This window comes from Neptunomonas sp. ABH4_499, assembly GCF_056160565.1.
On the sequence record NZ_JBSWXK010000001.1, the window covers coordinates 209,043 to 234,133 of the forward strand.

The 25,091-nt window shown below is 49.6% G+C and carries 22 protein-coding genes; 7 read left to right on the top strand and 15 right to left on the bottom strand.

All coding sequences use genetic code 11. The annotated features are described in order from the left end of the window. Positions 1-47: 47 nt before the first annotated feature. Complete coding sequence (gene purL / locus ACXAF9_RS00980; protein WP_475069362.1) at positions 48-3,950, bottom strand: phosphoribosylformylglycinamidine synthase; 3,903 nt, start codon at positions 3,948-3,950, stop codon at positions 48-50. A 93-nt stretch (positions 3,951-4,043) separates the two neighbouring features. Between purL and mltF the strand changes: the two genes are divergently transcribed. Continuing rightward, a complete protein-coding gene (gene mltF / locus ACXAF9_RS00985) occupies positions 4,044-5,531 on the top strand; it encodes a membrane-bound lytic murein transglycosylase MltF (protein WP_475069363.1) in 1,488 nt (495 codons plus the stop codon). A gap of 9 nt (positions 5,532-5,540) precedes the next feature. On the opposite strand, the gene tadA is transcribed toward mltF, so the two are convergent. The 8 genes from tadA to guaB form a co-directional block, all read right to left on the bottom strand. Next, a complete protein-coding gene (tadA, locus tag ACXAF9_RS00990) occupies positions 5,541-6,074 on the bottom strand; it encodes a tRNA adenosine(34) deaminase TadA (RefSeq protein WP_475069364.1) in 534 nt (177 codons plus the stop codon). 340 nt (positions 6,075-6,414) lie between these two features. Further along, positions 6,415-6,873: a hypothetical protein gene (locus ACXAF9_RS00995; RefSeq protein ID WP_475069365.1), complete on the bottom strand. Its 459-nt coding sequence runs from the start codon at positions 6,871-6,873 to the stop codon at positions 6,415-6,417. A gap of 44 nt (positions 6,874-6,917) precedes the next feature. Next, the gene (locus tag ACXAF9_RS01000) at positions 6,918-8,324 is read right to left on the bottom strand and encodes a hypothetical protein (protein WP_475069366.1); all 1,407 of its coding nucleotides are present in this window, start codon (positions 8,322-8,324) and stop codon (positions 6,918-6,920) included. Further along, positions 8,311-8,814: an ABC-three component system middle component 5 gene (locus tag ACXAF9_RS01005; RefSeq protein WP_475069367.1), complete on the bottom strand. Its 504-nt coding sequence runs from the start codon at positions 8,812-8,814 to the stop codon at positions 8,311-8,313. The genes ACXAF9_RS01000 and ACXAF9_RS01005 overlap by 14 nt, the downstream gene beginning before the upstream one ends. Continuing rightward, positions 8,808-9,359 (bottom strand): ABC-three component system protein, encoded by a 552-nt coding sequence (locus tag ACXAF9_RS01010; RefSeq protein ID WP_475069368.1) that lies wholly within the window; start codon positions 9,357-9,359, stop codon positions 8,808-8,810. Before ACXAF9_RS01010 ends, ACXAF9_RS01005 begins: the two co-directional genes overlap by 7 nt. Positions 9,360-9,362: 3 nt before the next feature. After that, positions 9,363-9,524, bottom strand: a complete 162-nt coding sequence (locus tag ACXAF9_RS01015; protein ID WP_475069369.1) for a hypothetical protein — start codon at positions 9,522-9,524, stop codon at positions 9,363-9,365. Positions 9,525-10,312: 788 nt separating this feature from the next. Further along, positions 10,313-11,893, bottom strand: a complete 1,581-nt coding sequence (gene guaA, locus ACXAF9_RS01020) for a glutamine-hydrolyzing GMP synthase (protein ID WP_475069370.1) — start codon at positions 11,891-11,893, stop codon at positions 10,313-10,315. A gap of 95 nt (positions 11,894-11,988) precedes the next feature. Then, positions 11,989-13,461, bottom strand: coding sequence for an IMP dehydrogenase (gene guaB, locus ACXAF9_RS01025; RefSeq protein WP_475069371.1), 1,473 nt, complete (start codon positions 13,459-13,461; stop codon positions 11,989-11,991). A 177-nt stretch (positions 13,462-13,638) separates the two neighbouring features. On the opposite strand from guaB, the gene xseA reads away from it, so the two are divergent. The 4 genes from xseA (at position 13,639) to ACXAF9_RS01045 (ending at position 17,473) form a co-directional block, all read left to right on the top strand. Then, complete coding sequence (gene xseA / locus ACXAF9_RS01030; RefSeq protein WP_475069372.1) at positions 13,639-15,006, top strand: exodeoxyribonuclease VII large subunit; 1,368 nt, start codon at positions 13,639-13,641, stop codon at positions 15,004-15,006. Positions 15,007-15,042: 36 nt separating this feature from the next. Further along, positions 15,043-15,882: a peptidoglycan DD-metalloendopeptidase family protein gene (locus tag ACXAF9_RS01035; RefSeq protein ID WP_475069373.1), complete on the top strand. Its 840-nt coding sequence runs from the start codon at positions 15,043-15,045 to the stop codon at positions 15,880-15,882. A gap of 119 nt (positions 15,883-16,001) precedes the next feature. Beyond that, the gene (locus ACXAF9_RS01040) at positions 16,002-16,628 is read left to right on the top strand and encodes an FKBP-type peptidyl-prolyl cis-trans isomerase (RefSeq protein WP_475069374.1); all 627 of its coding nucleotides are present in this window, start codon (positions 16,002-16,004) and stop codon (positions 16,626-16,628) included. A gap of 83 nt (positions 16,629-16,711) precedes the next feature. After that, entirely contained in the window at positions 16,712-17,473 is a 762-nt protein-coding gene (locus tag ACXAF9_RS01045; protein WP_475069375.1) for an alpha/beta fold hydrolase, read from the top strand. A 25-nt stretch (positions 17,474-17,498) separates the two neighbouring features. Here ACXAF9_RS01045 and ACXAF9_RS01050 read toward each other — a convergent pair whose 3' ends face one another. The 6 genes from ACXAF9_RS01050 to bioB all read right to left on the bottom strand — a co-directional run bounded on the left by ACXAF9_RS01050 (position 17,499) and on the right by bioB (position 23,405). Further along, the gene (locus tag ACXAF9_RS01050; RefSeq protein WP_475069376.1) at positions 17,499-18,383 is read right to left on the bottom strand and encodes a putative metalloprotease CJM1_0395 family protein; all 885 of its coding nucleotides are present in this window, start codon (positions 18,381-18,383) and stop codon (positions 17,499-17,501) included. Between the two features lie 47 nt (positions 18,384-18,430). Further along, complete coding sequence (locus ACXAF9_RS01055) at positions 18,431-18,676, bottom strand: hypothetical protein (RefSeq protein WP_475069377.1); 246 nt, start codon at positions 18,674-18,676, stop codon at positions 18,431-18,433. A 114-nt stretch (positions 18,677-18,790) separates the two neighbouring features. Continuing rightward, positions 18,791-19,477, bottom strand: a complete 687-nt coding sequence (gene bioD / locus ACXAF9_RS01060; RefSeq protein WP_475069378.1) for a dethiobiotin synthase — start codon at positions 19,475-19,477, stop codon at positions 18,791-18,793. Positions 19,478-19,488: 11 nt separating this feature from the next. Next, entirely contained in the window at positions 19,489-21,117 is a 1,629-nt protein-coding gene (bioC, locus tag ACXAF9_RS01065; protein WP_475069379.1) for a malonyl-ACP O-methyltransferase BioC, read from the bottom strand. Continuing rightward, positions 21,114-22,295: an 8-amino-7-oxononanoate synthase gene (gene bioF / locus ACXAF9_RS01070; protein WP_475069381.1), complete on the bottom strand. Its 1,182-nt coding sequence runs from the start codon at positions 22,293-22,295 to the stop codon at positions 21,114-21,116. Before bioF ends, bioC begins: the two co-directional genes overlap by 4 nt. A gap of 51 nt (positions 22,296-22,346) precedes the next feature. Beyond that, positions 22,347-23,405, bottom strand: a complete 1,059-nt coding sequence (gene bioB / locus ACXAF9_RS01075) for a biotin synthase BioB (protein ID WP_475069382.1) — start codon at positions 23,403-23,405, stop codon at positions 22,347-22,349. 89 nt (positions 23,406-23,494) lie between these two features. Between bioB and ACXAF9_RS01080 the strand changes: the two genes are divergently transcribed. After that, positions 23,495-24,223 (top strand): double zinc ribbon domain-containing protein, encoded by a 729-nt coding sequence (locus ACXAF9_RS01080; RefSeq protein ID WP_475069383.1) that lies wholly within the window; start codon positions 23,495-23,497, stop codon positions 24,221-24,223. A gap of 89 nt (positions 24,224-24,312) precedes the next feature. Beyond that, complete coding sequence (locus ACXAF9_RS01085; RefSeq protein WP_475069384.1) at positions 24,313-25,056, top strand: sulfite exporter TauE/SafE family protein; 744 nt, start codon at positions 24,313-24,315, stop codon at positions 25,054-25,056. The last annotated feature ends 35 nt before the right edge of the window (positions 25,057-25,091 follow it).

A 25,091-nucleotide genomic window follows, 5' to 3' on the forward strand; every position in this document is an offset into this window, starting at 1 on the left:
AAAGCCCGCAATGCGGGCTTTTGTTATTAAGCTTAGGTTGCAGCTAACTAGCCAACCCATACTCGAGCGTTACGGAACATACGCATCCAAGCGCCATCTTCAGCCCACTCATCCGGTGCCCACGAGTTCTGTACCGTACGGAATACACGCTCTGGATGAGGCATCATGATGGTTACGCGACCACTTGGTGTCGTTAAACCGGTTACACCCATTGGCGAACCGTTCGGGTTCAGTGGGTATTCTTCGGTTACTTGACCGTAGTTATCCACATAACGCAGTGCCACCGAATCCGAGCTGTTGACTTGGGTAAAGTGCTCTTGAGATTCAAACTCCGCGCGACCTTCACCGTGTGCAATAGCGATTGGTAAACGCGCCCCTTCCATTCCCTTAAAGAAAATAGACGGTGATGACTGCACTTCAACCGTAGCAACACGCGCTTCAAACTGCTCGGATTGGTTACGAACAAAGTGCGGCCACTGCTCTGCACCTGGGATCAACTCGTGCAAGTTGGACAGCATTTGACAACCGTTACACACACCCAAGGCGAAGGTATCTTCACGATGGAAGAAGGTTTCAAATTCGTTGCGTGCACGCTCGTTAAAGAGGATCGACTTCGCCCAACCTTCACCAGCACCCAATACGTCACCGTATGAGAAGCCACCACAGGCGACCAATCCTCGGAAGTCAGCCAGTGAAACACGGCCTTCTAACACATCACTCATGTGAACATCGATGGCGTTAAAGCCCGCGCGATCAAACGCAGCAGCCATCTCGATCTGACCGTTAACACCCTGCTCGCGAAGAATCGCAACCTTAGGTCGATTACCAGCAGCAATCAGGTCGGCCGCCACATCTTCATTTAAGTCAAACGGTACAACTGGGCTGACACCTGGGTCTGCTTTGTCGAGCAAACGATCAAACTCTTGTGCTGCGCATTCAGAGTTATCACGCATCGCTTGGATGCGGTAAGAGGTCTCAGCCCACCAGCGCTGTAATTCAACACGCGTAGCGCTGTAGATCTCTTCTTCGTCAAAGTGCAGACGAATCTCATCATCTGGGTTCAGCGAGCCAATCACCATCGAGCATTCACCTAAGCCCGCTGCATTTAGCTCGGTTAGAATCTCTTCGGTTTGATCACGCTTCACTTGAATCACAGCACCCAACTCTTCGTTGAACAGAGCCGCCATGAATTCAGACGCATCCGCCGCCAGCATGTCCAACTTAACGTCAATACCCGTGTGACCTGCAAACGCCATCTCAGCCAAGGTGGTGAACAAGCCACCATCAGAGCGGTCGTGGTAAGAGAGAATCATACCCTGGTTGTTCAGCTCTTGGATGGCCGCAAAGAAAGCAGCCAATTGGCCTGCATCATCGACATCCGGCACGCTTTGGCCCACTTCGTTGTACACTTGTGCCAACGCAGACAAACCTAAACGGTTTTGACCATTACCCAGATCAATCAAGATCAGGTCTGTTTCGCCTTGATCGGTACGTAACTGAGGCGTTAACGATTTACGCACATCCGTCACCGGCGAGAAGCCGGAAATGATCAAGGACATCGGTGCTGTCACCGATTTTTGTTCGCCGTTGTCGTCCCATACGGTGCGCATCGACATAGAGTCTTTACCCACAGGGATGGTAATGCCAAGCTCTGGACACAACTCCATACCCACCGCTTTTACGGTGTCGTAGAGTTTCTCATCTTCACCTGGGTGGCCTGCTGCACACATCCAGTTTGCCGAGAGTTTAATGTCCTTAATGTCCGCAATCGGTGCAGAAGCCATGTTGGTCAGCACTTCACCAATCGCCATACGACCAGATGCTGGGCTGTCGACCAAAGCAAGCGGTGTACGCTCACCCATCGCCATCGCTTCACCTGCGTACGTATCGTAAGCCGCGGTAGTGACCGCGCAGTCAGCCACCGGTACCTGCCAAGGGCCAACCATTTGATCACGCGATACCTGGCCTGTGATCGAACGGTCACCGATGGTGATTAAGAAGGATTTAGACGCCACGGCTGGCAATTTAAGAACACGCTCAACCGCATCCGTTAACTCGATGCCATCGGTTGAGAAAGCTTTAACGTCATACGCGATGCGCTCGATCGAGCGGTGCATTTTTGGTGGCTTCCCAAACAGCACACTCATTGGCAGATCAACCGGCTTATTGTCGAAGTGCGTATCACCCAGTGTTAAGTGATGCTCTTCGGTTGCCTCACCCACCACTGCGTATGGGCAACGCTCACGCTGACACAGCTGCTCGAAACGCGCCATATCTTCTGGCTTAACCGCCAACACGTAACGCTCTTGCGCTTCGTTACACCAGATTTCCAGCGGGGACATGCCCGGCTCATCATTGTTAACGTTTCGCAGACCGAAGTTACCGCCACGGCCGCCATCTTTAACAAGCTCCGGGAAGGCGTTGGATAAACCACCCGCGCCCACATCGTGAATAAAGGCGATCGGGTTGTGATCGCCCATCTGCCAGCAGCGGTCGATCACTTCTTGGCAACGACGCTCAAGCTCTGGGTTATCACGCTGCACCGATGCAAAATCCAAATTCTCGGAAGAGCTACCGGACGCCATCGACGATGCCGCACCGCCGCCCAAACCGATCAACATCGCAGGGCCGCCTAAGCAGATCAGTTTTGCACCTACGGTGATCTCGCCTTTTTCAACGTGATCTTCACGGATGTTACCCATACCGCCAGCGATCATGATCGGCTTGTGGTAACCACGAACCTCTTCACCGGCCGCGCCGTTGACTTTCTGCTCAAACGTACGGAAGTAACCCGTAAGGTTAGGACGACCAAATTCGTTGTTAAAGGCCGCGCCACCGATAGGGCCTTCGATCATGATATCCAAAGGCGTTACAATGCGATCGGGCTTACCGTATTTGGATTCCCACGGTTGTTCGAAACCAGGAATGTTCAGATCCGAAACCGTAAAGCCACTTAGACCCGCTTTAGGCTTACCGCCACGACCCGTCGCGCCTTCGTCACGAATCTCTCCACCTGAACCTGTTGCCGCACCAGGATGCGGTGCAATGGCGGTTGGGTGGTTGTGTGTTTCGACTTTACACAGAATGTGGATCGGCTCTTGAGAGTAACCGTATTCAGCTGAATCCGGTGCTGGGAAGAAACGACCTGCAGTAGAGCCGGCAATTACCGCTGCGTTATCTTTATACGCAGACAGCACGTTTTCACCGCCAACTTCGTTGGTGTTACGGATCATCGCGAACAGGGATTTGTCCTGTGCTTCACCGTCGATATCCCAAGACGCGTTGAAAATTTTGTGACGGCAGTGCTCAGAGTTTGCCTGCGCAAACATCATCAGCTCAACGTCGGTTGGATTACGGCCCAAGTCTTTAAACGCCGTAACCAGATAGTCGATCTCATCTTCGGCCAGCGCCAGACCTAACGTTTGGTTAGCGGTTTCTAACGCAGCACGTCCGCCGCCTAAGATATCCACAGAACCCAGAGGCTTAGGCTCAGTGTGCGCAAACAAGGTTTGTGCTTGTTCGTAATCGGTCATGACCGCTTCGACCATGCGGTCGTGAAGCTGGGCAATCACCAAGGCGTTTTCAGCATCGGTGAGGGGCTGGCTCGCTGTTACAAAATACGCAATACCGCGTTCCAAACGATTAATTTTGTTCAGACCGCAATTTCTGGCAATATCAGTGGCCTTACTGGACCACGGAGAGATGGTGCCAGGTCGAGGTACAACAAGGAACAACGGACCGTTGGCGTCCTGAACCTCAGACTTAGGCCCATATTTAAGGATGCGGGTGAGAACCGTCTGCTCCTCTTCGGTCAGGGGTGATGAAACGTCTGCGAAATGATAAAACTCAGCGTACACTCCAGAAACCGTAGGAACGGCCGACTGAAGCGCAGACAATAATTTATCGTGACGGAAGGCAGATAGAGCTGGTGCTCCACGCATAACTAGCATGTGATCTCAAGCCTCTTGAATGAGCCAAAAAAGACAGGAAAATGGAGCGGGTATTTTAGCCGAAAATGGCCGCGAAGTACCAGAAACGACCGTATGCTATTTACACCAAAGAGCCGAAAAAGAATTCTGCACCTGCTAACCGCAGTTGTTATCGTTAGTTTACCGACGCTGGTGAGCTTTAACGACAAGACGCAGATCGACATCATTCGCGAGAAAGGCACTCTGCGCGTAGCGACCCGCAACACGCCTAATAGCTATTACATCGACGCGAATGGCCCAACCGGTTTTGAGTACCAACTTTCTAAAGCGTTTGCCGATTATCTTGGCGTGGAATTGCAGATTGTTGTGCCAAGCACCATACAAGGCTTGTTTGATTCGGTCGAAAACCGCGATGTGCATTTAGCCGCTGCGGGCATCTCGGTCTCTGAGCTTCGCAATCAAAAGTACGACTTCTCCCCCTCGTATGCGCACAGCATCTCGACGGTGATTTATCGGGTTCGCCAAGGTAATCCGGCTCCCAAAAGCGTTGAGGACTTGATCGACAAGCAGGTTTTGATCCTGGATCAATCCATCCAAGAGGAACAGCTCGAAGCCCTAAAGAAAGACCACCCTAACCTTAATTGGGAAGCCACCAACGAGCTGACCATCACGGACATTTTGGATAAGGTCTTTAATGATGAGGTAGATTACGCGATTGTTGACTCCACCGTGTTTGAATCGCAAAGCTCCTTTTACCCAGGCTTAAACGATGCTTTTACCATCGGCAAAAGCCGCCCCATCGCTTGGCTTTTGATGCCCAACCCAGATGGCTCTTTAAACAAAGCCGTTGAAGACTTTTTTGCAAAGCCTGCCACCAAAACCCTGATCAAAGAGCTTAAAGACCATTACTTTACCAAGCAAAACCCGCTTAACTTCTTTGATACGGTCACCTTTAAAGAGGATATGCTCACACGCTTACCCGCCCTTGAGCCTTACTTTAAAGAAGCTTCAATCGAAACCGGCATCGACTGGAAGCTCCTAACCGCCATCGCCTATCAAGAATCCCATTGGCGCGCGGATGCCGTCTCCCCAACTGGGGTAAAGGGCATCATGATGCTAACCGAAGGTGCCGCCAGCGAAGTGGGTGTGGATGACCGAACCGATGCTTATCAAAGCATCATGGGCGGGGCCCGCTATCTAGTGCAGGTGAAAAAGAAGATACCGGAGCGCATTCCCGAACCCGACCACACTTGGTTCGCCTTAGCTGGTTACAACGTTGGGTTTGGGCATTTGGAAGACGCCCGCATTTTGACCCAACGCGCCGACAAAGACCCCGACAAGTGGGACGATGTGAAAGAGTTTTTACCCTTACTCTCCAAAGAGCGCTACTACCAAACCGTTAAATACGGCTACGCCCGCGGTCAGGAGCCAGTAAAGTACGTGCACAATGTGCAAAAATACATTGAGCTATTGGAGTGGGAAAAGCAGATCCAAGAGATCCGCGAAGCGCGGGAGAAAGCCCTTGAAGCGATCAAAAAAGCGGAATCCGAGACCGAACCAAGCCGAATCATCTTGCTTGATAACGTCCCTTCGACCTTGTAGCTAAAACGCTTAATCTTCCCGCTTTTGGGCATTTAAGGCCGCTTTTTCGGCCTTTTTTTGCGCACGACGAGCTTTAAAGAAACCGCTTAACATGGCCGAAGCCTCGTCCGCTAATACGCCACCCTGCCACTGAACCACATGATTCAACCAAGGCTGGGTAAAGAACTGCTGACGGCTGTCCAAAGCACCGGCTTTAGGCTCGGTCGCCGCGTAGATCACCCGTCGTACTCGACTGTGCACAATGGCACCTGCGCACATCGAACAAGGCTCTAACGTGACGTACAGATCCGCCTCCACCAAGCGATAGTTTTGAACGGTATCGGCGGCCTCTCGCAAGGCAATCATCTCGGCATGTGCCGTGGGGTCGTTTGAGCTGATCGGGCGGTTAAACCCCTTACCTATCACCTGCCCCTCTAACACCACCAAAGCACCAACAGGCACCTCGCCACGCTCAGCGGCTAACTGCGCCAACGCCAGCGCCTGATGCATCCAGTATTCATCGCTGTGCAAATGCTGTAAGGCGTATTGTTTTGTGTCTGACATAAAAAATCCCCGAAGAACGGGGATTTTATCATGTTTTTCAGGCAGGTTTAGCTGACTTTTTGAGAGGTGTTATTCTCTATCAATCATCAATGAGGACCGCAAGCCCTTTAACTACAGCTGCTTGGGGCTTGGCTCTGTCTTAGTACCATTATTAGTACCATGTTCAGCGTTTTGTTTGGCCTTTTCTTCACGGCGACGCTTGAGCTCGGCACACGCCCAAGCAGAGGACTCGGCCATGTCGAGGCGGAGGTCTTGTTTTTCTTCAACAGTAAGCATTCCTGGTCCCGATATAGTTCTATCCATCTTGTACCCATCTTAGCGCAGTACGTATACCTAACTTCTATGAGGGTTTAAACCTTAAGCTCTTGCTATCCCTTGTAAATGTGGAGCCGACAATGAAATTATCATTGTCTAACGTCCCTTCAATACTCTTGGTAGCAAAAATAATTTGGAACTCCACCTCAGAGTCAGAAAGAAGGTCATGAATAGCTTTTTGAAAATTTTTGGATCTACTATCTTCCATTCCACCATTCTCAATACCGTCAAGAATTAAAAACCTCGGTACTCGTACATATGCCTTTTCTAATGAGGTCATTAACAGTGCTACTCTAAAGGCGTTGTACAAATAAACAATACCACTCTCTGAGAAAGATGATTTACCGTTTACAGATATTCTATTCGCAGCAAAATCAAATTCCACATACTCAGCAGATGCAAATTCATCCTCTGAGCCTATGTCTTTCTTAAGAATAGAGATAAGGTTTTTCGAAATAGACTCCCTAACTTCTGGCTCTCTCAATCTATGAACATTTTCTTTTTTCGAAATCTTATCTTTAAGATCGTTTACTTTTTTTGGCTCTCATCTCTTTCATCAGTAAGCTCTGCTATTGATTTCAAAAGTTCTGATATTTTATCTAGGTTTTCAATCTTCTCTTCTAAATAGCCAATTTTCTGATAATAACTAAAAATTTCTGATTCATTTTTATTATTTATAGATGTTATAACAGATGAACTTTTAGAAATACTTTTTCTTAGCTGCGTTCTCAGATCCTTCTGTGTTAACTCCAACTCTTTTAGCTTGCTATTTTTCCTTTCCATTATTCGAAAAGACTCAGAAAGCTGCAAATCTATTTCGTTCGACATCCGCAATAGATTCTCATTCCCCTCGCCATTGTCATTCGTTTCTGAACCACATAGGCTGCAAGAGCTTTCCTTTTCAAAACTTAATTTAGTTTGACAACAGGGACACACCTGAAATGAAAATCTCGAAATTGACTTATTTACAGCAATTGCATCCTTAATCGCTAGCTTCTTATCCTTAAGCTCACTAATAAATTGATCTGAGTCTTCAATATCATATTGAAGCGATCTTATTTCGCTCTCACATTCATATAAATTTGTTTTGAGTTTAACATTATTTAAGGCGATTTTTTCGGACGTAGATCTTTCATCCTTATACTCACCAAAGGATTCCAACTTACGATTAACAATACCTTCGGTTATTTCACCTATTTGCCTCAAATATTCTTTTTTCTCTTCCTCAATAGAACCAAGATCCCTAGAGAAGGAAGTTTTCCCTACAACTGAGTATATTGTCGAAATTTCAGATACTAGCCTAGCGAGCTTTTTATCTTCCTCGATAAGTTCAATTTTATACGAGTATAAATCGTCATCATAAAGTCCTAATAGATAGTTACCTATAGACTCTCTCTTAAAAGCAGAATCAAATGGCTCGACATTAAAAATATTACCGGATGCATTAGATTGGTCACCATACACAAGCCTTAGGATCTGATGCATTGTAACATTATTATTATTCGCATCAGCCTTCGCCTCTGGAATATCAAAAATATCAAACATTTTCTGAGAAAAGCTAATTGCACCGTATTGAGATGAATATGAATGTTTCTTCCAATTCTCAATACCTGAACTAAGAGCATCATCCATAGGCATGAAACAGAACCACATCGGCTGTTTTTCTTTCCCATTAATATCTCTTCTTATTGTAACGTCAACACCATTTGCTTTAAGAGAAATATAAACAGAGTCACAAGATCCAGCTTCATCTTTCCAATTACTGACCTCATATCCTAGACCGAAAACTAACAATTGGATTATTGACGTTTTTCCACCACCATTACATCCGCTGAGAATATTAATCCCTTCATGAAATTCTTCATCATATAAATAATTGCTTTTTTTTACAGCAATAAGCCTCAAAACTCTCAAGGATGGATTATATAGAATCATATCTAAACCCCATCAAGTTGCTTGCTGACTTTAGACCACTTTCACCGACTAAATCCATATCAACAAGGTAATCCCTTATGAAATTAACAGTCTGGAAAGATATACTACTTAAATCTTGAGAAATAATGCGTTTTATCTCAGGATCCATTTTTTGATAATCAATACTGAATCTATTTTTTACTTTATTATAACTAACAACACCTATAGCTTCTAAGTAAAAAATAGCCATGTCTTGAACTGGCCTCATCATTTCAAATAAATTATTGTCACTATAAATTTGATAATTATTCTTGAAAGACTTAAACAAATTTCGCTCTTTCACCATATCACGACCTAGCTTCATTTTAGATATATGCACAGGATGCGCTAGGATAAAATCAAGGATTCTAAGTCTATCCTTTTCTACTTCTTTGCCATCTAGCAGCATACTTAAAGCAGAAACCCTTAAGATAGTATGATTTACATCTATAGACTTATTATAAACTAACATCCATCCCACTCCAGATGACAATTCCCTGTAAGATAAAAAACCATCCCACTAATCTGCCTATTATATATTTCTAAAACATTTTCCCCTAACTTTTCTGAAATCTCAACTTCAATACATGTTCTTATAAGAGTTTTAGCTTCTATAACAGTAATATCAGAATGTAATTTAGGTTTTATTTCTATGTTAAAAATAGATTCAACATCAGCCAGAAGAAAAGTGATTATTTTTTGTGCGGAATTATAGTGCTGATATTTGATAATGAGCTTTGTGATGAGTTCTTTAAGCTCTTCTGCATCTTCTAGGTAATCTGAAAGGCCTACATCGGACAATTTTTCTGCTAAATTCCTTCGCTCTTTTTTCTTTGTTTTATAATGCTGCAATTCATCAATAAACTCAAAAGTTAAATGATCTCCAGTAACCTCATCCTTATAGGCTTGAGAAAGGTGGTCGAGTTGAGAAGGCTTAGGAAGAACATTTTTCACCATGTCCCTCCCTGCATAATCGCCTTGGATAAAAACGTTTTTCAAACGATTAAAAAGAGACATTTATCACTTCTTATCACGACCAGTATAGTCGCCACCTATTTCCACATCCTTCAATTTATTATTAACGTTTTCACCGCCTTTTAATTTGATAACAACACGTACACCCAACCCTAGTACAGCCAACGCAGCGATCACAATCAAACCCGCTATAACAATATCATTCATCCAAACACCATAAAATCAAAAGTCCATGAACAGTGGATCGATGATAATATTAATATCTAGCTATACATCATCCATCCATGTGGTCACTGATTGTACTATACAAAAATCTTACAAAAAATAATTTTATAGCATTGGCTAAGAATAGAACCATTCTAGCTTAGAATTTCGATAACTACGTACTTGACTACATTTTTATACCCTGTCTATTTAAATCGGGGCGAAAGCCCCGTTATAAATAATGAAATAGGCAAATCAAAGCCTTGCTCATCACACCGAAATTACATGGTGCTATCTTCACTTCCCCACAAAACTCGCTACCTCTTCGTTCCGCTCCCTTTGCTTCTCTTGGGTGTAGTCGACGTAGTCTTCTACATCAAATGTGTGCTTCTCGGGGTCGCGCCCTTGCCAGTCAAAGTGGGCCTAGCGGGCTTATTCCTGATCTGACTCAGATAGTTCGTTTAAGCCACCATCTTGGATTATCCAGCATTATTGGCCGTCGAGTGAGTCACTGCTGAAAGATGGCATCTGTTCATCGCTGAAGCCTTTCCCTTCTTGATGTCCCATCGAGTCACTGCAGTGCCCATGCTTTCGCGGATAATTGAAGCCAAACGGCCACCGGTGGTTTGGCTGACTTTGTTCTGGAAGCCACCCATTACTTTAGAATCTACACCTTTTGCAAGGTCCGGTGCTGTGCCTAATGATTTGACCTTTAGATACAAAAAAGCCCACTTGGATAAAGCGGGCTTGAGAGTGTTTATTGCAGTTCAGTGCAAGGTACTACTGAATGATTATTCCCACTCAATCGTCGCTGGTGGCTTGCTTGAAACATCGTACGTTACGCGGGAAATGTTCGGAATTTCGTTGATGATTCGGCCCGATACGGTTTCCAACAGCTCGTATGGCAGGTGCGCCCAGCGAGCCGTCATAAAGTCGATGGTTTCTACAGCACGAAGGGCAACTACGTATTCGTAGCGGCGGCCATCGCCTACCACACCTACGGATTTAACCGGCAGGAATACAGCAAAGGCCTGGCTGGTTTTGTGGTACCAGTCCGCTTTGTGCAGCTCTTCAATGAAGATGGCATCCGCTTCACGCAGGATGTCCGCGTATTCTTTTTTCACTTCACCCAAGATACGTACGCCAAGGCCAGGCCCTGGGAATGGGTGACGGTAGACCATGTCGTACGGTAAGCCGAGCTCTAGACCAATCTTACGAACTTCGTCTTTGAACAGTTCACGCAGTGGCTCAACCAGCTCAAACTGCATGTCTTCTGGCAGACCACCCACGTTGTGGTGAGACTTGATGACGTGAGCCTTACCGGTTTTCGATGCCGCTGATTCGATCACGTCTGGGTAGATGGTGCCTTGCGCCAAGAACTTAACGTCTTTGAGCTTAGTGGCTTCCTGATCGAAGACTTCGATAAAGGTGTTACCGATGATCTTACGTTTTTTCTCAGGGTCGTTTTCGCCTTCCAAACGGGTCAGGAACTGCTCTTCAGCGTCAGCACGGATCACACGTACGCCCATGTTCTTCGCGAACATGTCCATTACTTGGTCGCCTTCCTGCTTACGCAGAAGACCGTTATCCACGAAGACACACGTCAGTTGATCGCCAATGGCTTTGTGCAAGAGTGCCGCAACCACAGAGGAATCCACACCACCAGAAAGACCCAACAGAACTTTCTTTTTGCCCACTTGCTCGCGGACTTTTTCGATCTGATCGTTGATGATGTTTGCCGCTGTCCACAGCGCTTCTGTGCCGCAGATTTCGCGTACAAAGCGCTCAAGAATACGACCGCCTTGTTTAGTGTGCGTCACTTCTGGGTGGAACTGAACACCGAACAACTGCTTAGCCGGGTGACACATCGCCGCAATGGGCGCTGAGTCGGTAGAAGCGATGATGCTAAAGCCTTCTGGTAGCTCAGTGACTTTGTCACCGTGGCTCATCCATACATCCAAAGACAGGGAGCCATTATTAGCGATGTGATCGTCGATGCCTTCTAACAAACGGCTTGGGCTGTTTGCCAGACGCACACGCGCATAACCAAACTCACGCTTATCCGACGTGGATACTTTACCGCCCAGTTGCTCTGCCATGGTTTGCATACCGTAGCAAATACCCAGAACAGGGATATTCATATCAAATACGGCTTGTGGTGCACGTGGCGAGTCCAGTTCGGTTACCGACTCTGGGCCACCCGCAAGGATAATCCCTTTTGGATTAAACGCGCGGATCTCTTCCTCGGTCATGTCCCAAGGGTGAATTTCGCTGTACACGCCGATTTCACGAACGCGACGAGCAATCAATTGAGTGTATTGTGAACCGAAGTCCAGAATCAGTATGCGTTGAGCATGGATATCAGTAGTCATCTTCAGTGGCTCCACCGAATGGCTGCTTAGCAGCCCTATAAACTAAAAATGGGGCGACTTGGCAGCGCCCCATTTTATCGGGTTAAACGAATGAATTAGCCGATGCGATAGTTCGGCGCTTCTTTAGTAATGCTTACATCGTGTACGTGGCTCTCGCCGATGCCTGCGCTGGTAATGCGAACAAACTTAGGCACAGTGCGCATCTCTTCGATGGTTGCGCAACCGGTGTAACCCATCGCCGCACGTACACCACCCATCAATTGGTGGATAACGTTTTTGATCGGGCCTTTACACGCCACACGACCTTCGATGCCTTCAGGTACCAGTTTTTCAGCGCCTTCGTTTGCATCTTGGAAGTAACGGTCAGATGAGCCAGTCGATTGTGCCATCGCACCAATCGAGCCCATGCCACGGTACGACTTGTACGCACGGCCTTGGTAAAGCTCTACTTCACCTGGGGACTCATCCGTACCTGCCAACATTGAACCCACCATGATGGCGTAACCGCCGGCAGCCAAAGCTTTTGCGATATCACCCGAGAAGCGAACGCCGCCATCAGCAATCAAAGGTATATCACGATCTTTCAGGGCTTCTGCAACGTTAGCCACTGCAGAGATTTGCGGTACACCGATACCGGATACGATACGCGTCGTACAGATAGAACCAGGGCCGATACCGACTTTAACGCCATCCGCACCTGCGTCAGCCAGTGCAATCGCCGCTTCTGCGGTTGCGATGTTACCGCCGATTACCTGTACTTGTGGGAAGTTCTCTTTTACCCAACGAACGCGGTCGATCACACCTTTGGAATGGCCGTGTGCTGTATCCACCACAATCACATCAACGCCTGCACTTACCAGTGCAGTTACACGATCGGGCGTTTCTGGGCCAGTACCAACAGCTGCACCTACGATTAGGCGACCTTGGGAGTCTTTCGCCGCATTTGGGAAGGCTTCGGCTTTGTACATATCCTTAACCGTCATCATGCCTTTCAGAGTGAAAGCTTCATCAACGACTAGGATTTTTTCAATGCGGTGCTTACGCAGAAGGTTACGTACTTTGTCTTTATCCACACCCTCTTGAACCGTCACAAGACGATCTTTCGGGGTCATGATGGATTCGACTTTCGCATCCAGATAGTTTTCAAAACGCATGTCACGGCTGGTTACGATACCGACCAGATCACCGTTGTTATCGATCACTGGGAAACCAGAGAAACCTAAGCGTTTTGCCATTTGGCGCAGCTCGCCAACGGTCATGTCTGGACGACACGTGATAGGATCGCTCACAACACCGGCTTCGTATTTTTTAACTTTACGAACTTCGTCGGCTTGCTGCTCGATGGTCAAGTTTTTGTGGATGATACCAATGCCACCTTCTTGCGCCATAGCAATAGCAAGACCGGATTCGGTTACGGTATCCATCGCCGCCGATACCAGAGGGATGTTCAGCGTAATGTTTTTGGTCAGACGTGTCGCCAAAGACACCTCTTTTGGCAGCACTTCCGAGTAACCTGGCATCAACAAAACATCATCAAACGTGAGTGCTTCTTCAACGATTCGCAACATGTGTAAACAGCCTGTAACTTGGAAAAATTTAAACGAGTAATTATACAGAAACTCACTACACGCCACAAATAGAAATGCATTTTCTTATCAGGATCTTTTACGCCCAAATGGGCGCTGCTTAACGCTTTGATTTGCAAATCGGTACACAGTTTTTAACGCTGGGGTTATGATGCGCAGATGAGCTATTTATCCGATCGATCCGCTACGGCCTTCAGTGTGTCCGAACTTAACCGGCAGGCAAAATCCCTGTTGGAATCCTCTTTTTTCCAGATCCGTGTTCAAGGCGAGCTTTCAAGCTTAGCGCGCCCCTCCTCTGGGCATTGGTATTTCACGTTAAAAGATGAGCGTGCGCAGATCCGTTGCGCCATGTTTCGCAACCGGAATATGGCGGTTCGTTTCCAGCCCAAAGAGGGGGATTTAATCACCCTAACCGGCAAGGTCAGTTTGTACGAAGGGCGTGGGGATTATCAGTTTATCGCCGAAGCGATGGAGAACGACGGCGAAGGCCAGTTGCAGCGCCAATTTGAAGTACTAAAAGCCAAGCTGTCCGCCGAAGGCTTGTTCAGTGCCGAACACAAAAAAGCGATCCCCAAACCGCCTAAATGCTTGGCGGTGATCACCTCCCCCACAGGGGCGGCCATTCACGATATTTTGACCGTATTAAAACGTCGTTATCCAAGCCTTCCGGTATTGGTGTACCCCGCTTTGGTACAGGGAAGCGAAGCACCAAGGCAGCTTCGACTTGCGCTCAAAGCCGCAATTGAACACAACCAAGCGGATTTGATTATCTTAGGGCGTGGGGGCGGTTCTCTGGAGGACTTATGGGCCTTTAATGATGAACAACTGGCCTACGACATTTTCCAAAGCCCCATCCCGATCATCAGCGCCGTCGGTCACGAGGTGGATTTTTCGATCAGCGATTGGGTGGCGGACCTCAGAGCGCCAACGCCGTCGGCGGCAGCAGAGCTGATCTCCCCCGATCAAGATGCGCTTCGTTTTCAGCTGGATCGGCTGGGGGCCCGCCTGGATCGATCTTTACACCACACCTTGCGTCAACGAACGGATCGCCTCACAGCTCTTAAACGTCGATTGCGACACCCTGGCGAGCGGTTAACAGATCAGCAGCGCCAGTTATCGCACCTTCACGCTCGATTGGAGAAAAGCCTGTCTTGGCAGTTAACTGCAAAGCAGCACAAGGTTAACCAGATCGAGAGCCGCCTTGCCCGCCAACAACCGGCGGAGCGTTTAACCGCCACGGCAAACCGGGTTGATCAACTGGAGCGCCGCTTACGCCAAGCTCAGAAAAACCAACTGAGCGATGCGCAGTACGCCTTGCGCGATAAGATCACCCGTTTGCAAGCGTTGAACCCACTGTCTACCTTGGAGCGTGGCTACGCCATTGTCCAAAATGATCAGCAAGTGGTGTTAACCGATGCCACTCAAGCACAGCCTGGCGATACGGTCGTCAATACACTCAGCAAAGGGCAATTGGTCTGCACGGTGACTGAGGTGCACCCAGAGCGTAGCGCTCTGAAGTCCCAATAAGGGCTTTTCGCGGTCAAGATTAAAACGAGGTTTCGTATGATTCATCTACAACGCGCTTTATTAATGCTTTGCTTCATTGCAAGCTTAATTACCCCAGCCTGGGCAGGCATGACGCTACCCAAGGAGTCTCGGGTCCCGGGCGGTGTGGCCATCATCCCGCTGGATTCACTCAATGCCACAAAACGCCCCAATGCGTGGTACAACAGCGAGCGTGTGATGGTCGTCAATGCGGGCAACCAAGCGGTGCCTAAATGGGTTGCGATTGTGGGTATACCGCTGTCTGCGGATGCGAAAAAGCCTCAGCACATGGTCTCGAACGGGCAAGACTTCTATTTTGAGATCCAAGATAAAAGCTACAAAGCCCAATACCTCACCATCAAAAACAAAAAGCACGTCAACCCAGACCCCGCCCAAGTGGAGCGCTGGAAAGTCGAAAAAGCCGAAATGACCGCGGCCTTCAAACACTGGGGCGATACGCCCATCGTGACCGAGTTTGTGCTGCCTGCTAAAGGGCCGTTCAGCAGCCCATTTGGCTTAAAGCGTTTTTACAACAAGCAGCCTCGTAACCCACACAGCGGCCTTGATATTGCCGCCCCAGAAGGCGCTCCTATTACGGCACCTGCGACCGGTATCGTAACCGCCGTTGGGGATTACTTTTTTAATGGCAAAACGGTGATTTTGGATCACGGCAACGGCCTTACCACTATGTACTGCCACATGAGCCGAATCGACGTAAAGATTGGCGATACTGTCAATACCGGCAAACAGCTTGGGCTGATCGGCAAAACAGGCCGTGTCACCGGGCCACATCTTCATTGGAGCGTAAGCTTGAATAATACCCGTGTGGACCCATTACTGTTTGTGAAGGATCACTGATCCCACTGGGGAACTATGGTACGCTTTGCGCCTTCTTATTAAGCCGCTTCGGTGAATAAGAGACGGATTTAGGAGTGATTGCTTCACTCACCATTGCACTACAATCAACGAGGACTGTCATGTCTGACAACACCTTTTCTACCGTTGAAGCGAAAGCAAGCTACGGTATCGGTCGCCAAATGGGTGATCAACTGGCTCAAAACGGCTTTAACGGCCTGGATCTGAACGCGGTTGCTGAAGGCATCAAAGATGCATACGAAGGCAAGGCACTTGCGATCGAAGTTGAACAGATCCAAGAAGCGTTTAACGAAATCAACCAGCGCATCCAAGCCGAGCGCGAAGCGGCAGCAAAAGCGGCCAGCGCTGAAGGCCAAGCCTTCCTAGAAGCCAACGCTCAACGCGAAGGCGTGACAGTACTGGCATCCGGTCTGCAGTACGAAGTGATCGAAGCCGGTGATGATCAATCCGCTCAACCGTCTCGTGAATCCAAAGTGCGTGTTCACTACCACGGTACTTTTATTGACGGCTCTGTTTTTGACAGCTCTTACAACCGCGGCCAGCCAGCTGAATTCCCTGTTGGCGGTGTGATCGCAGGTTGGACCGAAGCCCTGCAACTGATGAATGTCGGTGCTAAATGGCGCTTGGCGATCCCGTACCAGTTGGCGTACGGCGAAAACGGCTCTCCAGGTGGTATCCCGCCTTACTCGGTTCTGGTCTTCGACGTTGAGTTACTCGACGTTCTGTAAGATGAATCTAAGGGGGCGTTAAGCCTCCTTTTTGATACCGCTCGTGTTTTGTTGATCTTGCCCTCGCTTTAAGGATATCTCACATGCTGCTTAATCATCAGGTTACTGGTTCTGGCTCTCCGTTACTGATCATTCATGGGTTATTCGGTACGCTCGAAAACTGGGGCAGCCAGATCAAAACCCTGTCCGAACATTATCAAGTGATCGCTCTAGACCTTCGCAACCACGGCAAAAGCCCACGCAGTGATGTGTTTGATTATCAAGTGATGGCCGATGACATCATCGAGCTGATGGATCATTTAGGGCTCGATCAAATCGACCTCATGGGGCACTCCATGGGCGGCAAAGTATCCATGCTGGTGGCCATGCAACACCCAGAGCGCATTCAGCGATTAGTCTTGGTCGACATCGCCCCTGTTCAATACCCACGCCATCATGATGATGTGATCGAAGGGTTAAAAAGCGTAGATTTAGCGACGCTCAAGAGCCGCCAAGAAGCCGATAAAGTGCTGGCCGAGTATGTGGATGATCTTAGCGTGCGCGCTTTCTTGTTGAAAAACCTATACCGCAACGAGCAAAAACAGTTTGCGTGGCGCATCAATATAGATGTGATCTCGGATCAATACGACAACATCGCCAAAGCCCCAGAGGGCACCCCGTACACAGGCCCTACCCTGTTTATTAAAGGCGCTAATTCGCACTACATTCAAGCGGATTATCAAGAGGCCATCTTAGCTAGCTTCCCTAATGCAACCTATAAAATCATTCAAGGGGCGGGGCACTGGCCTCATGCCGAAAAGCCAGTCGCATTCAGCAAAACCGTCGAAGGGTTTCTTAGAGGGTAATGTCTAGAGAACAAGACGGCAGCGCTTAGGCGGACTGATCCACCACCGAGCCCACCGGGAAAACACGCTCAAGTGCTCCTGTTTCAACAAGGCGCTCGTTCATCTTGCGAATCGACTGATTAATCTCGTTAAGACGCTCGTTAAAGCTTTGTAGCTGTTCGGCGGCGGCCGTGCGGGCTTCTAACAGATCCCGCGTATCCGAGGTTTCGGCCAACGTGGGTTTATCCAGCTCAGCCTGTCGCTCTGCCTCTTCTTCGGCGGCTTCCTCCTCTTGGGCGCGAACCTCCTCTTGAGTCAGCGCTTGGCTGTTCTCGGCTGATCCGCCCTCTTTGATCATCTCGGCACGCGCTTCGGCGGCCATTATCCGAGCGTCCGACGCCACTTGCCGATCCTGCGTGGAAGGCTCAGCAACCGATAGGGCCGCTCGCATGATCATTTCTGCTTTTTCAAGCGTCGCCTCAGGGTCACCAGAGACAGCCGAGGTATCAATCTTTACCTCGCCCTCCACCGCATAAAGCTGGCCATCTGGGCCACGTTCATAGGTATAGGACGGTGCAGAGGCGTACTGACCGCCAATTGCCGCATGGGTTTGCTCGTGGGTGCGTACTTCGCGATCGCGCTCAGAGAGTTCCTGAACCACTTGGTCGATCGCCTCTTGCTCGGTCGCACTGCTCGCTGACTCGCTGGCATTGGCCGCCGAAACAGGCGTATCGGTGGTTACTTCGCCAGAGCGATCCTTCGAGGAGGAGGCATCGGCCGATAGCGTGACGGTGCTCTCGCTTTGCGACGAGGCAGAAGAGGCATCCGAAGGGTATACTGACGCATCGCTCGTACCTGAACCCGAGGTGATGGTGCGCTGCTGGGAGTAAGCTTGGTAGCTTAATGATTGTGGGGTGATACTGAAGCCCATGGCATCACCTTAATCGGCTCGTTGCGTGTGTTAAGACAACATCGACATCAAACACGGATGTCGATGTTTGTTCCCAACACTTCATACGCATCGGTGACCACTTTAGTCGTGGCCGCTTCTGCGGTCGCTTCTACGGTGGATTGCTCAACCGCGTTATCGATCTCCCGACCGGAGGCCATTTCCGCCTGAGCAACCTGACCTGTGCCTTGCACATCGCCAGAGGCTTTAACGTTGTTGTCCATGGATCGGTTAAGGCCGATCAGACCTGTTTGCAGAGCATTGGATACGTTCATCGCTCGCTCTCCTTTAAGTTCAGTTAACCAAAACAGCAAAGATGCACATTAATTTCTACTGATGGCTAAAGTTTAGGAGAGATCGGACGGTCTGCCAGTTTTTCGTGATGCAATTTATTCAAGCAAAGCATCAATCGATAGGAATTTGGCTACAGATGGCGCGTCATCCTGCTCCAAATGTGGTACCACACCCAATAACGGCGCACGAAAGGCGTTTTTCAATGTCGCTAAGTTTTCATCAAAGCAAGCCATGTTAGGGTCAACCTGATTGGCCACCCAGCCCACAAGCGAACAGCCATCACGAACAATCGCCTCCGCCGTGAGTAACGCATGGTTGATGCACCCCAGCTTCATCCCCACAACCAAGATCACCGGAACCTGCAGCTGCTTAGCAACGTCGGCAAAGGTTTCACGGTTGTTTAAAGGCACTCGCCAGCCACCCGCGCCTTCCACCAGCACAAAATCAGCGGGGTGGAACAAACTGCCACGCACTAAGCCAGAGATTCGCTCAGCACTGAGTCGTCGCCCCTCTTGTTCTGCGGCAATGTGCGGTGCAATCGGCGGCGCCAGCGTAATCGGATTCACCTCAGCGTAATCCAAGGCCACATTGGATGCCGCTAAATGACGAAGCGCATCGTCATTGCGAAGCCCCTCTGGCGTATCGTCACAGCCTGCGGCAACCGGTTTTAAACCAAAGCAGCGCAACCCTTGTTGATTGGCCTTTTCAAGCAACCCAGCCGATACGGTGGTTTTGCCGGCGTCGGTATCCGTGCCGGTTACAAAAAAGGTTTTCTTCGCCATAGGTGTCTCTGTTAATTACTGTCAGATGTGTGATTGGGCTTTTTCAGCGCCCAATAATACACCTCATAGGTAGCTGGAATCTGCCCATCACGGTCACGAAGCGCCTCATAGGCCGCTTTAAAGCGCTTAATACGCGCTCGGCCTGTCAGACCCTGCCCTTGTTCGGCATTCATGTTATGAGCACCCAGCGCTTTTAGCTCGTGAGTAAGCGCCGACACGGATTCAAACTGCAGCACTTTGGGGATAATGGCTTCTTGCTTAATCACCAACCCTGCTGATTCAATCGCTGCAAGATGGCGCTTATGATCAATAAATCGGTTCACGTGGGTGTAACCGTCGACTTCGGACCAAGCCGCTTTCAGCTCTTTTAAGGTATCCGGCCCAAGCGTTGCGATTAGGGCAGTGCTACCGGGTGCCAGCACACGCGCTATCTCAGCCATCACTTTTTCGATCGACTCACACCACTGGATCGCCAAACTGGTGAATAACAGATCAACCGACGCTTCGGCCAAAGGCAGAGATTCAGCATCACCACAAAGCCAAGTGATGTTGGGTTTATGCCGATGGGTTTTAGCATGATTGAGCATCCCCTCCGACAAATCCACCCCAATACAAGACGTGCTCGATAATTGATCAGCCAGCAGCTCAGTAAAGTACCCCGTACCCGAACCTAGATCACAGATACGATTGGGCGCGGCGTGATTGGGTAACCCCTCAAGGAGTTGATGACCGATCTCTCGTTGCAGTCCCGCCACCGAATCGTACGTCGAGGATGCTTTACCAAAGGAGGCCGCCACTCGCGCTTTTTCGATGGCCGAACCACCTTTATGTTGATGCGGGTTTCCCAACCCATCCAGTGCGTTTAAAAACATCTCAGGGTTGTGTAAAAAGGGTAAGTGCCCTGCACCGCTGATCAACTCGACCTTATGCCCTAATGCCTTCAGTGGTTTCACCAAAGCGGAGGGCACCAGTGCGTCCCCCTCCCCCAACAGATGCACGGTCGGTTGCGGTAAAGACCCAAGTAAGTCCCATGTGGATTGCATGAGCAGATCCAACATGGTGGATAAGCCTTGCTGGCGTTCCTGAGTATCGACAGGGCTGATCGCCGCTTTCACGAATGTAAGTTCCGCTTTGGCCTCCGTTGCGCCTTTAACTTGCAACAGAGCAAACCGACCTAACGTCTTTTGCGTTTGACGCTCGATGCCCTTTTGAAACGCCGTAAAGGTCGCAGGGTCCATACCAAGCGTTTGGGCATCATCCGCCACAAACTGTGGGTTTGAGGCCACCGTCATTAAGCCATGGAATCGATCGGGCGTTTTTGTCACCCAGTGGGTCGCGATATTACCGCCCAGTGACCAGCCTACCAGCAGTGCCGATGGGTTCAGAAACGGTGCGATGGCTTCCTCTAACTGACTGATCACCTGATCGAAATCTGGCTCAATAACCGACACCTTGGACCGACCGTGATTGGGAAGATCCGGCACGATCACAAAATAACGCTGAGCCAGCGCATTTAGGATGGGTTCAAACACCGCTCCCGTCATTGCCCAGCCGTGCAGCAACACCAATGGCGGATGTGTGACATCCCCCACGAAGCGTAGAAAAATCCCGTTAGAGGAGAGTATCTCTTGGTGCATCATTGAGTGGCCACCTTAGATGACACAACCTCAGACAGCGCCACCAGCAAACGATCCACCTGCTGCTCGGTGTGTGCCGCGCTTAAGGTGATGCGAAGGCGAGCACTGCCCGCTGGGACGGTGGGTGGGCGAATCGCGGTGATCCAGATACCTTTGGCTTTTAATTGCTCACTGAGCTGTAAAGCGCGATCCGCACTGCCGACCAGAATCGGCTGAATCGGAGTGGAGGATGGCATCATCTCAAACCCCAGCTGTTCACACCCAGTTCGTAGCTGCTTAATCAGGCTTGCCAGATGATCCCGTCGCCACTGATCCGCACTAATACGTTTAAGGCTGGCCAAAGAAGCGGCCGCAATGGCTGACGGCATACTGGTGGTATAGATATAACTGCGCGCATGTTGAATCAGGGTTTCAATCAACACCTCACTGCCTGCCACAAACGCACCATACGTACCAAAGGCTTTACCTAAGGTGCCCATCAGAACGGGTACATCGGTTTCGTTTAGTCCAAAATGATCTAACGTGCCGCGACCTTCGTTACCAAGCACCCCAATGCCATGCGCATCATCGACAAGCGTCCAAGCACCCTGTGCTTTAGCACACTTCGTCAGTGCGGGCAGATCCGCAATATCACCATCCATACTGAACACGCCATCTGTGACCACAAGCGTGCGTCTGGCCTTGGCAGAGAACCGCTCAAAACGCGCCGCTAAGCTGTCGGCCTCGTTGTGCAAATAGCGTTGTGAGCGAGCGCCGCTGAGCACACCTGCATCCAACAGGGAAGCATGGTTTAAACGATCCTGAAGGATAAGGTCCTCTTTCCCCATTAAGGCGGTAATCGCCCCTTGATTGGCCATAAAACCACTTGAGAACAATAAGGCTTTGCTGCGACCGGTAAACTCAGCCAGCGCCTCTTCAAGCGCGTGGTGGTAATGGTTGTGTCCATTCACCAAGTGGGAAGCACCGCCCCCAACCCCAACTTCATTAGCGGCCTTTTGAAATGCGGCTATGACATCGGGATGATTGGCCAGCCCTAAATAATCGTTCGAGCTGAACGCCAAATACGGCTTACCATCAATGATGACCTCAGGCTGCTGGGGGGATTGCAGTACCACACGCTGACGATAAAGATGCTCTGCACGACGTTGCTCAAGCTCGGCAGCCAACTGATCAAAGGACATAGAAAGACTCACAGGTGCGCCCAGAACGGGCACACCAATTATTTGCAGATTTTAGGCTTCGTAGAAATGCTGGCTGTCGGCTTGTTTTTGAACGCTCGACAAGATGGCGGCTTCTTGAGATTGATCGTCTTCTTCGATGCGCTGTTCTGGATTGATGCCCAAACGACGGAACAGCATCAGGTCGCGATTCTTCTCTGGGTTGGGTGTGGTCAACAGACACTCGCCGTAGAAGATCGAGTTTGCACCCGCCATGAAGGCCATCGCCTGCATCTCATCGGACATGCTTTCGCGGCCGGCGGATAAACGCACGTGGGATTTAGGCATCATCAAACGGGCCACCGCGATGGTGCGAATGAACACCAAGGGGTCTAAATCTTCAACATCTTCCAGCGGTGTGCCTTTGACTTTGACCAGCATGTTGATCGGCACAGATTCTGGCTGAACAGGTAAGTTGGCCAACTGGCGCAGCAAACCGATGCGGTCGGACGCTTGTTCACCCAAACCTAAAATACCGCCACTGCACACTTTCATACCGGCACTGCGGACATGATCAAGCGTATTAAGACGATCTTCATAGGTACGGGTAGTGATGATTTTGTCGTAAAACTCTGGCGAGGTATCCAAGTTATGGTTGTAATAATCCAAACCCGCCTCAGCCAATTGATCCGCTTTATCTTGAGACAGCATCCCAAGGGTCATGCAGGTTTCAAGACCTAGTTCTTTAACACGGCGCACCATCTCCGTGACATAAGGCATGTCGCGCTCGTGCGGGTGTTTCCAAGCCGCCCCCATGCAAAAACGAGTCGAACCACTGGCTTTAGCTTGCTTAGCTTTCTCTACAACACGCTCAACTTCCATCAACCGCTCTTTCTCAAGGCCTGTGTTGTAGCGGGCGCTTTGCGGGCAGTATTTGCAATCTTCTGGGCAAGCACCGGTTTTGATTGACAGCAAGGTACTGACCTGAACCTGATTCGGATCAAAATGCTGCCTGTGAACCGTTTGCGCGCGGAACAACAGATCATTAAACGGTAGATCAAACAGGGCTCGCACCTGATCAACACTCCAGTCGTGTCGAATAACACCGTCAATCTGTGTGGATGGCATGGTCATAATGGGCTCCGCAAAGGTTCAGGAAAGGCAGCGTATACTGCATTAAAAAGTAAGGGCTATGATAAACCTAGACAACGGACTGTCAACTTATGAAATGGCATCAAATCAACATTAGATCATTTTTTAAACAATCTTGTGCATTATGCCGCCTCAGCCTCAGCGACGAAACCCAAAGCCACCTTAACGAGCTGTGCCAAGGCTGCATGCGCGATCTGCCTTGGGTTGAGCACGCGTGTTTGCAATGCGGCCTGCCCTTGGAGGAGGACAGCCCTCATCTTCGCTGCGGATTTTGCTTAGAGTACCCACCGCCTTTTACCAACACGATCAGTGCGCTTTGGTATGACTTCCCTATCAACCGCATCATGCCAAGCGTTAAGCATATGCGCGGCCAAGCACAGCTTCGCTGGTTGATGAACGCCCTGCTGTTTCGCGTAAAGCAAACGCACGGCGATTACCCAGAAGCCTTGCTGCCGGTGCCGATGCACCCCATCAAACAGCTGCATCGCGGATTTAATCAGGCCGAACTCATAGCGCACTTTCTAGGGAAGCACTTAGATTTGCCCGTACTCAACCATCACCTAAAAAAGCGCAAGCGCACCCAAGTGCAAGCCAGCCTTAAGCGCGATGAAAGGCTCAATAACCTAAAAACCGCGTTCGAGTATTCTGGGCTGCCGGATAAACCGCCGCCTAAGCACATAGCCATCATTGATGATGTCATGACCACCGGTGCCACCATGACCGCCATCGCGTTATGCCTTAAAAGTGCGGGTGTGCAGCAGGTGGATGTTTGGACGTTAGCCAGAACGCCCAGACCATAAACGCAACGCACCGTTGCTTTTACACCTGTGCCAAACGTTGCTGGCATCACGTACACTCGCTCAATCACCTAGCCATCGAGTGGATATGAATGATTGTTGATCCGTGGTTTTACCTTGCTGCGATACCCGCCGTATTAATTACCGGTATATCCAAAGGCGGCTTTGGTGGTGGCTTAGGGTTGCTGGCGGTTCCGATGATGGCCTTGGTGATCGAGCCTCAGTTAGCCGCCACCATTATGCTACCCATATTGTGCGCGATGGACTTAGTAGGCCTTTGGAAGTTTAAAGGCCATTGGAACAAAGAGTGCCTGATGACTCTGCTGCCTGCCGCCATGGTGGGGATTGTGCTTGGCGCACTAACCTTTCACTATTTTACGGCCGACCATATCCGCTTTATGGTCGGTATCATAGCGCTGGTCTTCGCGCTTAATTATTGGTTACGCCCAAAACACATCGAGCCTAAACCCCAAAACCGCCTTCGCGGCTCCATTTGGGGCAGCATCGCAGGTTTTACAAGCTTTGGCGTCCACGCAGGGGGCGCGCCGTTCAATGCGTATATGCTCCCCCTTCGTTTGCCGCGCAGTGAATACGCAGGCACCAGCGTTGTGTTTTTTGCGGCGATCAATTTTGCTAAAGTCCTGCCCTATTTTTGGTTGGGGCAATTTACCAGCGCTACGCTCTCGACCTCACTGGTATTGATGATATTAGCCCCAGTTGGGGTGTTAGTGGGTGTACGTTTACACCATTGGATTAATGACCAATGGTTTTACAAGGTCTGCTACACCTTGCTGCTATTGGCCGGCGCGAAACTTCTGTACGATGCGCTGTTTTAATCGTGGCCGCTTAAGCCCCCGTGTGTGAACGAAGG

What these genes read in the sequence shown, in the direction of transcription:
- ACXAF9_RS01015 (WP_475069369.1), bottom strand. Translation starts at nt 9,524, where the DNA reads ATGAATGATATTGTTATAGCGGGTTTGATTGTGATCGCTGCGTTGGCT.
- ACXAF9_RS01050 (WP_475069376.1), bottom strand. Translation starts at nt 18,383, where the DNA reads ATGGGCTTCAGTATCACCCCACAATCATTAAGCTACCAAGCTTACTCC.
- bioD (WP_475069378.1), bottom strand. Translation starts at nt 19,477, where the DNA reads ATGGCGAAGAAAACCTTTTTTGTAACCGGCACGGATACCGACGCCGGC.
- ACXAF9_RS01085 (WP_475069384.1), top strand. Translation starts at nt 24,313, where the DNA reads ATGATTGTTGATCCGTGGTTTTACCTTGCTGCGATACCCGCCGTATTA.
- bioC (WP_475069379.1), bottom strand. Translation starts at nt 21,117, where the DNA reads ATGATGCACCAAGAGATACTCTCCTCTAACGGGATTTTTCTACGCTTC.
- guaA (WP_475069370.1), bottom strand. Translation starts at nt 11,893, where the DNA reads ATGACTACTGATATCCATGCTCAACGCATACTGATTCTGGACTTCGGT.
- ACXAF9_RS01080 (WP_475069383.1), top strand. Translation starts at nt 23,495, where the DNA reads ATGAAATGGCATCAAATCAACATTAGATCATTTTTTAAACAATCTTGT.
- xseA (WP_475069372.1), top strand. Translation starts at nt 13,639, where the DNA reads ATGAGCTATTTATCCGATCGATCCGCTACGGCCTTCAGTGTGTCCGAA.
- bioF (WP_475069381.1), bottom strand. Translation starts at nt 22,295, where the DNA reads ATGTCCTTTGATCAGTTGGCTGCCGAGCTTGAGCAACGTCGTGCAGAG.
- purL (WP_475069362.1), bottom strand. Translation starts at nt 3,950, where the DNA reads ATGCTAGTTATGCGTGGAGCACCAGCTCTATCTGCCTTCCGTCACGAT.
- ACXAF9_RS01000 (WP_475069366.1), bottom strand. Translation starts at nt 8,324, where the DNA reads ATGATTCTATATAATCCATCCTTGAGAGTTTTGAGGCTTATTGCTGTA.
- ACXAF9_RS01055 (WP_475069377.1), bottom strand. Translation starts at nt 18,676, where the DNA reads ATGAACGTATCCAATGCTCTGCAAACAGGTCTGATCGGCCTTAACCGA.
- tadA (WP_475069364.1), bottom strand. Translation starts at nt 6,074, where the DNA reads ATGTCAGACACAAAACAATACGCCTTACAGCATTTGCACAGCGATGAA.
- ACXAF9_RS01005 (WP_475069367.1), bottom strand. Translation starts at nt 8,814, where the DNA reads ATGTTAGTTTATAATAAGTCTATAGATGTAAATCATACTATCTTAAGG.
- ACXAF9_RS01010 (WP_475069368.1), bottom strand. Translation starts at nt 9,359, where the DNA reads ATGTCTCTTTTTAATCGTTTGAAAAACGTTTTTATCCAAGGCGATTAT.
- ACXAF9_RS01040 (WP_475069374.1), top strand. Translation starts at nt 16,002, where the DNA reads ATGTCTGACAACACCTTTTCTACCGTTGAAGCGAAAGCAAGCTACGGT.
- mltF (WP_475069363.1), top strand. Translation starts at nt 4,044, where the DNA reads ATGCTATTTACACCAAAGAGCCGAAAAAGAATTCTGCACCTGCTAACC.
- ACXAF9_RS01045 (WP_475069375.1), top strand. Translation starts at nt 16,712, where the DNA reads ATGCTGCTTAATCATCAGGTTACTGGTTCTGGCTCTCCGTTACTGATC.
- guaB (WP_475069371.1), bottom strand. Translation starts at nt 13,461, where the DNA reads ATGTTGCGAATCGTTGAAGAAGCACTCACGTTTGATGATGTTTTGTTG.
- bioB (WP_475069382.1), bottom strand. Translation starts at nt 23,405, where the DNA reads ATGACCATGCCATCCACACAGATTGACGGTGTTATTCGACACGACTGG.
- ACXAF9_RS01035 (WP_475069373.1), top strand. Translation starts at nt 15,043, where the DNA reads ATGATTCATCTACAACGCGCTTTATTAATGCTTTGCTTCATTGCAAGC.